This window comes from Salipaludibacillus sp. CF4.18 (assembly GCF_051262595.1).
GTDB classification, from domain to species: Bacteria; Bacillota; Bacilli; order Bacillales; family Salisediminibacteriaceae; genus Salipaludibacillus; species Salipaludibacillus neizhouensis.
Genome location: NZ_JBIMEV010000093.1, coordinates 1 through 8,911 on the forward strand (window position 1 = coordinate 1; position 8,911 = coordinate 8,911).

At 37.6% G+C, this 8,911-nt stretch carries 10 protein-coding genes and 1 riboswitch; of the genes, 7 read left to right on the forward strand and 3 right to left on the reverse strand.

Annotated features, from left to right (window positions below; genetic code table 11):
* The first annotated feature begins 521 nt into the window (after nt 1-521).
* From ACHABW_RS24845 to ACHABW_RS24860, 4 genes are all read left to right on the forward strand, one after another.
* Nucleotides 522-974, forward strand: coding sequence for a hypothetical protein (locus tag ACHABW_RS24845; RefSeq protein WP_435759595.1), 453 nt, complete (start codon nt 522-524; stop codon nt 972-974).
* 383 nt (nt 975-1,357) lie between these two features.
* Nucleotides 1,358-2,209: a DegV family protein gene (locus ACHABW_RS24850; RefSeq protein ID WP_435759597.1), complete on the forward strand. Its 852-nt coding sequence runs from the start codon at nt 1,358-1,360 to the stop codon at nt 2,207-2,209.
* A 137-nt stretch (nt 2,210-2,346) separates the two neighbouring features.
* The gene (psiE, locus tag ACHABW_RS24855) at nt 2,347-2,769 is read left to right on the forward strand and encodes a phosphate-starvation-inducible protein PsiE (RefSeq protein WP_435759599.1); all 423 of its coding nucleotides are present in this window, start codon (nt 2,347-2,349) and stop codon (nt 2,767-2,769) included.
* Between the two features lie 384 nt (nt 2,770-3,153).
* Nucleotides 3,154-3,324, forward strand: a complete 171-nt coding sequence (locus ACHABW_RS24860; protein WP_435759600.1) for a hypothetical protein — start codon at nt 3,154-3,156, stop codon at nt 3,322-3,324.
* On the opposite strand, the gene ACHABW_RS24865 is transcribed toward ACHABW_RS24860, so the two are convergent.
* Complete coding sequence (locus tag ACHABW_RS24865; protein WP_435759602.1) at nt 3,293-4,108, reverse strand: serine/threonine protein kinase; 816 nt, start codon at nt 4,106-4,108, stop codon at nt 3,293-3,295. The two genes, ACHABW_RS24860 and ACHABW_RS24865, sit on opposite strands and share 32 nt — an antisense overlap.
* Nucleotides 4,109-4,436: 328 nt before the next feature.
* On the opposite strand from ACHABW_RS24865, the gene galU reads away from it, so the two are divergent.
* Together galU and ACHABW_RS24875 are read left to right on the forward strand one after the other, a co-directional pair.
* A complete protein-coding gene (gene galU / locus ACHABW_RS24870; RefSeq protein ID WP_435759608.1) occupies nt 4,437-5,333 on the forward strand; it encodes a UTP--glucose-1-phosphate uridylyltransferase GalU in 897 nt (298 codons plus the stop codon).
* A 326-nt stretch (nt 5,334-5,659) separates the two neighbouring features.
* Nucleotides 5,660-6,502 carry an SGNH/GDSL hydrolase family protein gene (locus tag ACHABW_RS24875; protein WP_435759604.1) on the forward strand — a complete coding sequence of 281 codons (843 nt, stop codon included), beginning with the start codon at nt 5,660-5,662 and terminating at the stop codon, nt 6,500-6,502.
* A 324-nt stretch (nt 6,503-6,826) separates the two neighbouring features.
* Here ACHABW_RS24875 and ACHABW_RS24880 read toward each other — a convergent pair whose 3' ends face one another.
* On the reverse strand, nt 6,827-7,015 hold the full coding sequence (locus ACHABW_RS24880) for a hypothetical protein (RefSeq protein ID WP_435759606.1): 189 nt from the start codon (nt 7,013-7,015) through the stop codon (nt 6,827-6,829).
* A 408-nt stretch (nt 7,016-7,423) separates the two neighbouring features.
* On the opposite strand from ACHABW_RS24880, the gene ACHABW_RS24885 reads away from it, so the two are divergent.
* Complete coding sequence (locus tag ACHABW_RS24885; protein ID WP_435759610.1) at nt 7,424-8,158, forward strand: transposase; 735 nt, start codon at nt 7,424-7,426, stop codon at nt 8,156-8,158.
* Nucleotides 8,159-8,478: 320 nt separating this feature from the next.
* Here the strand turns inward: ACHABW_RS24885 and ACHABW_RS24890 are convergent, their stop codons facing one another.
* Entirely contained in the window at nt 8,479-8,628 is a 150-nt protein-coding gene (locus ACHABW_RS24890; RefSeq protein ID WP_183040986.1) for a hypothetical protein, read from the reverse strand.
* Nucleotides 8,629-8,666: 38 nt separating this feature from the next.
* Nucleotides 8,667-8,749, reverse strand: a riboswitch (cyclic di-GMP riboswitch).
* Between the last annotated feature and the right edge of the window lie 162 nt (nt 8,750-8,911).

Consider the following 8,911-nt stretch of genomic DNA (forward strand, 5'->3'; position numbering starts at 1 on the left):
CTGCTCCCGTTTGACTGAGCATATGTGTGTGGACAAGCTGTCTGACTTGGCTCTAATTAAATAAAAAAGACTGCAAAGACAATTTAATAAATAGACAAGCCCAAGTGATCAAGTATGAAGGAAAGTACTTCAACACTTGGGCTTTTTTGTGTTTGTACAGCAAATTTGGTGACGGGTGAAGGAATATAAATGAAAAAGTACCATAAGCATTAGCTTATAGTCCGCTGATTATAAGCGGAGATTAAGAAAGGATTCGTTGACGTATCTGTAAATCAATCCATTCAAATCACTCATCATTAACCTAGTTCTATATAACTATTACAATTATACATAAAAGATAATTTTTTGAAAATTGTAGTTGTTTATTAAGATTTAGATAGTAAAATAGAATTAGACATAAAGACTGTTAAACGTTCACTTCGGAAGGGGAAAAAGGAACCATTTTTATCTTTAAGAGATAAGAATTTATAAAAGCCGCTATGCGTTTTTCTTATTGTATATATTGAAAAGAGGTGATCGTGATGGGATTATTAGGGGAAATGACAAGAACTGCTTTCAAATTTAATAAGAACGGAGCACCGATAAGGGTTTCGAAAGATAAGATATTACAACTATTGCAGGACAATATTAAAGACGAAAATATAAGCATTTCAGCTGTTGAATTCCACGATGGATTATTGATTGTAACTGGATCCGTCAAGAAAATCACGATGACGATTAACTTCTCAATGAGTTTGGTTCCCGAATGTACGCAAAATAGGATTATCCATTTCAGAGTGAAAAAAGTGAAACCATTTCATTGTAATTGGTTAAATAAAAAATTACTTAAAAATAAATCTCCTTATGTTTTTTATAGTAATGAAATCATTAGTTTTGATCTAAATCAAATTGAAAAGATTAAGAGTGTCCCAATCGGTAACCTTAAAAACATAGAAATTAAAGACGGAATGCTGGTAGTGAAAATAGGTCTGTGAGAGGGAATGTTTCTCTACTTCTTTTTAACGACTGGTATTTCTAAAGGCAACGTAGCAAGGAATAACGCCACAATTAGGGGATTTTGCCTCGGAATGAAAATAGGTGTGGCCGCAAAGGTAGTTGTCATGCCATAAAGAGTAAGTCACCCCACATTTGTCATTAGCCTTTAAATGAGATTATACGCGAAAACCTGGTCAGCTAATCTATCCCGCGTCAAAACCCACGACTGATAGTAAAATATATTTCTTCAAACTTCACATACCTCCATTATTTCCTTTATAATTAAAAGTACAGTTCTTCCTTTTCTAGGGAAGGCTTTGAATCAACTATTGACACCATGAGGATCATCCCTGTAGATACTTGGAAATGAGGAGATATACTTATGAGCAGAATTATTTTGTCGACAGAGAGTGGAGCAGATTTGCCAAGCGATTTAGCCAGCAAACATGATGTCCAAGTCGTCCCAATGCACGTAATCATGGACGATCAAGATTATCTGGATGGTTCGTTGCCCGTACAAGATATTTATGACTATTATGATCGTACGAAAAAAATACCGACCACTACATCAACAAATGCCTATGAATATCATGACTTTTTCGCAGAGATCAAAGCGGATTTTCCGGATTGCATTATAATTCACATTGGTTACACATCCAAAGCATCCTCGTCCTTTCAAAATGCAGTTCTGGCTTCCGAGGATTTTGAGGATCTCTTTCTAATTGACGCGTTGAACGTGACAGGGGGACTAATGGCAGTGGTGATGTATGCCGTTTCCGTGTTGGAGAATGAACCTGGGATTGAACCCGCTCATTTAATCAAAAAAATTGAATCCATCGTTCCAAAAGCAAGACTCGCTTTCGTTCCGGGCAAGCTGGATTTTTTGAGAGCAGGTGGTCGTGTTAGTAATGCGGCCTATCTTGGAGGAGCTTTGTTAAAAATAAAGCCACTTATAGAATTAATTGACGGTAACCTCGTTTCAACCAAAAAGTATCGAGGGAAAATGAACCGCGTCGCCGAAAAATTGCTGCTAGATTTTCTAAACAAATACGATATCGACCGGGAAAACCTGTATTTTCAATATTCCCTCGGTCTTGAAGAAAGTATCAAGGAGCGAATGGATGAGATCGCAAAGGAAGGCGGCTTCAAAAATGTCAAATGGATTCAAGCGGGCGCGATGATCTCCACCCATGCCGGCCCCGGCGGCTTCGGCGTCGCAGGCTTGGAAGCATAGGGACGGTTCTCTGCATCAAGTACCGACGTGTGACTAATTCTTATATTAGTTCACAATCGCGTTGAATTTTAATAAAAGAAATAGATGAGATAAACGTTGTGAGGATCTATAAAACTGGAAGAGTGTGATTAGGCTAGATGAGAAGAAAATCGAATAACGTACTAACTATGAAATTAATTCCTAAAGTATTTCAACTAATTTTAAACACATCGCTTGTGTTTTTAGCAGCTATTCTCACTTTTTTGCTCGTACAGGAATTGATCGCTTTTACTTATATGATATTGACGGAAGGCACAAACGATTATAAGGAATTCCTTGCTGGAATCCTGGTCTTTTTCCTGTATTTTGAGTTTATTACGATGATCGTTAAATATTTCAAGGAAGATTATCATTTTCCATTGAGGTATTTTATGTACATCGGTATCACCGCAATGGTGAGGCTGATTATTGTTGATTACGATAATCCTCTAGATACATTGCTCTATTCACTAGTCATATTAGTGCTTATTATTGGTTACTTTATTATGAATATGACCCCCCGTGAAAGACCAAACAGGTAGGGAAGGTTCTCTGCTTCATTTAAGATTCAGAGAGACTATCGCGATTATACGTTTATTTTAGTAGATAATTGGATATGGAATATTCAGGGGCAACTAAATTGGGGGAGATTTTAGATGCGATGTTGCTTGCTAGAGCAAAAGATGATCGTTTTCTAATCATTGATCCTTCCGAAGTTACCTGGGCACGCAACACAAGCTTTTTATGATAAGTATAAGCTCGTTTGATATTAATTAAGCTACGCTGATCATCTTTGGGTGTGGTATTATTACAGTAACTATCGTTGCATTTAAGGATTTAAAATTATTTAGAGTTCTCACTACAAAAGGGAGTGTTGGACATGTTTAAGATATTAAAAAAATTAATGAGCAGTCGGGGCAGCAGCAGTGGAAGAAAGCACCGGTCGTATAGTTCAAGTGATCGTCATTATCGCGGACGCGGAAGACAATACAGCAGCAGTGATCGACACAGATCTTCTTCCCACGGAAGTCACCGTTATAAAAGAAAAGGGTATGGGAGCAGCAGTTAATGCTCGTTGCTATGCAATTGAGCAATAGCTTGCGTGACATCTTCCATGATCTCATTAATGTTCCAATAAGGTTTTTCTATACGAAGTAATCGCTTTAAAAGAAGAGACGTTTTTGGATGCAGGGTTAATTCCTCGGTCCAAGGACGTCCTTTTTTTATCCCGGAATCATAATTAGAATAGAGTAAAAAAAGCAATAAGTCCCCTAAGTCATAAAAGTCCTCTCTTAGAAGTTCAAGATTCGTTTCGTTTACCTTCGGATCAGGTTTGTCAGACGAACTTTTCCATTGCTTGGCTAAGCCAAAGTCAATAATAGCGGGCTTGGAAGTGTCCTGCAGGATGACGTTAGGGATTCGAATATCTCCGTGTACAATTCCCGATGAATGGATACTTGCTAGAATTTGCACCAATTCATGGATTAATCGTAAGGACTCCTTTTCGGAAAACCGCTGTTTTTTGAGAAAAAGCACATCTTCCAGGTTTATTCCCTCCATATATTCCATCGCAATAAACAGGGTATTCTCAAAAATAAAAGAATCATATAATGTCGGAATGTTCGTCTCGTTTAATTGTGCAAGAAGGGTTGTTTCTTGTTTAAATTGTTCTTGGATGACTTTTTTGCGTTTGCTTTTTGTCATCTGTTTTACGACACAAATGCGATTGGTAGTTAGATCTTTACATAGATAAGTCGTCCCATAGCTTCCAACCCCAAGCAACGATTGAACTCTATAGCGATGATGGATGACCGCATGACGCTTATAGTGGCGATCGATACATAGCCGAAATAGTCGTTTGAAAAATTTAAGTATAATCACCTCACCACCCCCACCCTTCCTTAGCCTTATCCCATTATACCATCGGAAGCGCAGGGACGGTTCTCTGCATCATTTTGGTGGGGCACCACGAGTATATAAAAACACGAATATAAATTGAAAAAAAACAGAGTATTATATCCTGTTATTTGGTAAAATTAATAGATTGATGGATGGATGATAGTATCTAGTTTTCTCAATCATGATCGGCTGGACAATGATCAATAATTGGACATGTTAATTGGTACAAAAACGAATACATATTAGTAATCAAGAGTGAAACTACCTTTCTTCGGATATAGGGAATGATTAATCATAGGGGGCATAAATGATGAGAGTGAAAAAAGCAATTATTCCTGCTGCAGGACTAGGGACAAGGTTTTTGCCAGCAACGAAAGCACAACCGAAAGAAATGCTTCCTATTGTTGATAAACCAACAATTCAATACATCGTTGAAGAAGCGATTGCATCTGGAATTGAAGACATTATTATCATAAGTGGTCGCGGAAAGCGGGCGATTGAGGATCACTTTGATAAGTCTTATGAGCTGGAAGAAACGTTACTAAAGAAAGAAAAAATGGAATTGCTAGCGGAAGTGCAAGGTATATCCAATATGGCAAATATTCATTATATCCGTCAAAAAGAGCCTCGAGGGCTTGGACATGCTATTGGTTGCGCCAAGCACTTCATTGGTGACGAACCTTTCGCTGTGTTACTTGGAGATGATATTGTTCAGTCTGAAACTCCTTGTTTAAAGCAGCTAATCGATGTATTTGACCGGTACAATTCTTCCGTTGTCGGGGTGCAACCCGTTTCTGATGAAGATGTTTCTAAGTACGGAATCGTATCACCAAAGTCAACAGAGGTTGAAAAGGGCGTTATTCATGTGAAGGACTTGGTTGAGAAACCAAAGCAGGAAGATTCTCCTTCTAATTTTGCAATTATGGGCCGTTACGTGTTGCGTCCGGAAATTTTCCGGATTCTGGATGAATTGGAGCCGGGAGCGGGAAATGAAATTCAATTAACGGATGCCATTAAGAAACTGAATGAAGAGCAAGTTGTCTTGGCGTACGAGTTTTCCGGTGAGCGTTATGATGTTGGTGATAAGCTGGGATTTGTCAAAGCAACGATAGATTTCGCGTTGCAAAGAGAAGATTTGCAAAAAGACGTGCTCGATTACTTAAATCAAATAACAAAGAGTTATTTGGAAGAAGGAAAACTATCTTAAGATAAGTGATGGAACTTTACTTTTAAACTGCGGCAGATATCTATTAGGTGTCTGCTTTTTCTTGTACAGTCATATCGGGTAAACCTTAATAGGTAAGATATTTAAATGGCATATTGGGGGAATAGATTTAAATGATACCTAAATAATTCCAGAATCAGGGGAGAAGTCCGCACGGATGAAGCAGAGAACCGTCCCCTGCATCCACCTTGCATTCTATGTCGGTAATAGGCGATGAAAAGTAAGGAGGATTTGAAGGGATTTAACAAGGCCATCGGGAATTAGGATAGAGTGTATCTCGCGACTTTTTGGAAAGGTGGTTATCTTTTTTGAAGAACTTATTTTTTATTATGTTTATCTGTTTGAGCATCGCGACTATCCTCTTTGGTTATGTTCATTACAAAGATAAGTTAGCGAACATTGCAACTGCTGCGAAAACAGAATCGACCGTAGTAGTGATGTCAGATTTGCCTGAACCTGAAGAACAACCAACTGAGGTGGAGGAAATGGAGAGTGAGGTTGCGTTTTCTTTAGGATATGAGGAGGAAGAAACCCCGGCTGAAATAGAAGGCATATTAGGTGATTGGGTGGAAGAGAAAAACAAAGCTAACGATATCCGACTCAGCTTTTTAGGTTCATCTTCATTAGTAAATGACGCAGAAGAAAAAGTAAGTTTGCCGTATCTCGTTTCGTCAAAACTGGAATCTCAGCTCATTAATCAAGATATTACCTCGACCGTCATAGACGTAGGTGTAACTCTTTCTATTGATGTTATCGATTCAGACTATGTAGACACAGTGATTGAGAGTAATCCAGACATCTTGTTTGTCGAACCCTTCATTCTAAATGATATCAATGTGATTAAAATAGAAGATACGTTAAGCAATTTGAAAATCCTGTTATCAACGATTGAAAAAGAGCTTCCTGACACGAGTGTCATTCTCATGCCTGCAAACCCTCTTGCGGATGCAGATTATTATACAGAGAAAACAACAGAAGACCTCGCCAGTTTTGCGGAAAAAGAAGGCTTAGATTATGCAAACCACTGGGAAAATTGGCCGGCCATCGATGATCCTGAGAATCTAAAAAAATATTTAGAAAACAGTAGACCCAACACAGCAGGCCACCAACTCTGGGCCGACTATATCGTCGAGTATTTAACGAAGCAGTAGGGACGGTTCTCTGCTTCATTGTTATTGACGGAGAATCGTGAATAAGTGAATGCTCATTTTTTCGGAGATGACGTAGAGAATCTCTATTTTTCCAATGAGCGTATTGAAGAGGCATTGAGTGATATATTCGAATGATACATAGATATTGAGTACACTGGAGCGATCGATGATTCGGCTGAAAAGTTTAGTTGAGCATTGTTAAAAAGGTAGCCTATGTTTCCGGCAAAATTATATTTTAAGTTTTTGCTGGGAACATTACTATTTAAATAGTGAAAAATTGACTGAATTAGTATATGATAGATTTATTAAATACGATTCTGTATTTTATTCAAGTTGAGTTTTGTAGAGGATAATGTACTCATACATCCTGCCGCGAATAATTATGATCATTAGAAAATCAGGTTTATTTATAGCAATAGCCATCGTGTTTATCCATCGAACGATCTTCGAAGAAATACCAAAACTCCTGTGACCTTCTTTTTTCATCGCGTCATCAAACTTCCCGAAACCCATTTATTACCCCAGAAAGTTTACCAATCATATTATTCCGACTTCTTATCATCCCTGTAATTTAAAAACTTAAAAATCTACTAGTTCACCAATTAAACATGATCTCCTTGATATTTCGCCCCTCTTTTTATACCCCTTTGTTTCATAAAAAACTAGCACACATATTGGAGGAATGAAACGTGTCAGTAGGATTCATCAGAACATGCGTGAATATATTGAGAATAATCCCTGTCCCAATCGAAGAATGTATCGTAAATCTGCTAAAGACCATCCCCTATTTCATGATGCTGTTCCAGAATCACTTTAACTGGTTAATTCCCAAAGGAAGCAAGAGAACCGTCCCTTTGTTTGGAGGTGGTAAGCATGCCTCGTGGAGCTAGGGTTAAGAGTAGGAGTAGGGTGTATCATGTGATGTTGAGGGGGGCGAACAAACAGGAAATTTTCCATGACGATGAAGATTGCATGACATTTTTGGAAACTGTTGAAAAATACAAAATAAAATCAGAGATGGACGTTTTCGCATGGTGTTTGATGAATAACCATGTACATCTTCTCTTGAAGGAAGGAAATGAAGATATTTCTACGACGATGAAGCGGATCGGAGTGAGTTTTGTCTGGTACTATAATTTGAAGTACAAAACAACCGGACATCTTTTTCAGGACAGGTTCAAAAGTGAAAATGTGGAAACATATATGTATTTGCTGAGGGTAATCAGATATATCCACCAAAACCCTGTAAAAGCAGGGATTGCAAAGACTGTTGATGAATGGCGATGGAGCAGTTGCTCTGGTTATTACGGTCAAAAAGTGAGTTTTTCAAGATTTATGTTAGATGAAGATGTGATTTTGAGAATGTTTTCCGATGATGTCGCTGTCGCAAAAATGAAATTTAAAGAATTTAACGAGAAAACGAATGATGATGAATGCCTTGATGATCGATCAACGGAAAGAAAAAGATTCACAGATGAAGAAGCGCGAATGGAAATCAAAAAGATTCTTGGCGAGGTTGAGATCGCACAAGTAAAAAGTCTCCCTAAGTTAAAAAGAGATATCGTATTACGAGAAACAAAAGAAGTCGAAGGAATATCCCAACGTCAAGCAGCAAGAATATTTGGCGTCTCCCCAAACCTGGTGTTTAGAGCGTAGGTAGAGCTTAGGGACGGTTCTCTGCATCGTTATATTCCATTCAACGTAGTTTTCATGAGAGGAACATCTGATAATTATACCCATTCGAATGTGAGCTACTCGATTCTTTACAGACTGGGGCTTTCTGCATATAGTTTTATAACGTAGGGTGCTAAAAATAATTAAGCAAATAATAAAGTCAGGCCAACGTAAGAAAAATAGAAATTCTCACATCGACCTGACTCGCAAATTTGTTTTATAAAACTGTTTAAAAATATTTTTAACTTTTTACAGGTGAAACCATATTCCAATACAGCAAATCAGCACAGAACAACAAATCGCTAAGACAGTTTGATTTTCAAAATTCTTTCTTGATGATAAATAACCTTTTTTATTAATTGGCTTCTCTTTTCAGTTTCATTTTCACCGCATCGATTATAACGGTACATATAGTAACTGCCAAAAAAATCATTCCATATTATTTTCATCATCCTAATACCTCCTATTTTACTTTCGCAAAGAGGTGAAAGTTGGTAGCTGGCTGGCATAGTGAAAAACTTTAGCCCCTAAGCTTTGCGTCATCACTTTTCAGTAATTTTGCCCTTTATTTAATAATCATTATTTATGCTTTCCCCGAATTCATTCTATTCAAACTTCTTCATTTGCAAAGCCACCTGTTTCTCCTATATAAAAAATATGTATATAATAGAAATAGATATGTGTTCGTTCTTCTCTGCAGGGAAAACTCTCAAAAGCTTAAAATAGACTTAAAAG

Coding starts and splice junctions, on each gene's coding strand:
- ACHABW_RS24885 (WP_435759610.1), top strand. CDS start 7,424: ATGTTGAGGGGGGCGAACAAACAGGAAATTTTCCATGACGATGAAGAT.
- ACHABW_RS24850 (WP_435759597.1), top strand. CDS start 1,358: ATGAGCAGAATTATTTTGTCGACAGAGAGTGGAGCAGATTTGCCAAGC.
- ACHABW_RS24880 (WP_435759606.1), bottom strand. CDS start 7,015: ATGGGTTTCGGGAAGTTTGATGACGCGATGAAAAAAGAAGGTCACAGG.
- psiE (WP_435759599.1), top strand. CDS start 2,347: ATGAGAAGAAAATCGAATAACGTACTAACTATGAAATTAATTCCTAAA.
- galU (WP_435759608.1), top strand. CDS start 4,437: ATGAGAGTGAAAAAAGCAATTATTCCTGCTGCAGGACTAGGGACAAGG.
- ACHABW_RS24890 (WP_183040986.1), bottom strand. CDS start 8,628: ATGATGAAAATAATATGGAATGATTTTTTTGGCAGTTACTATATGTAC.
- ACHABW_RS24845 (WP_435759595.1), top strand. CDS start 522: ATGGGATTATTAGGGGAAATGACAAGAACTGCTTTCAAATTTAATAAG.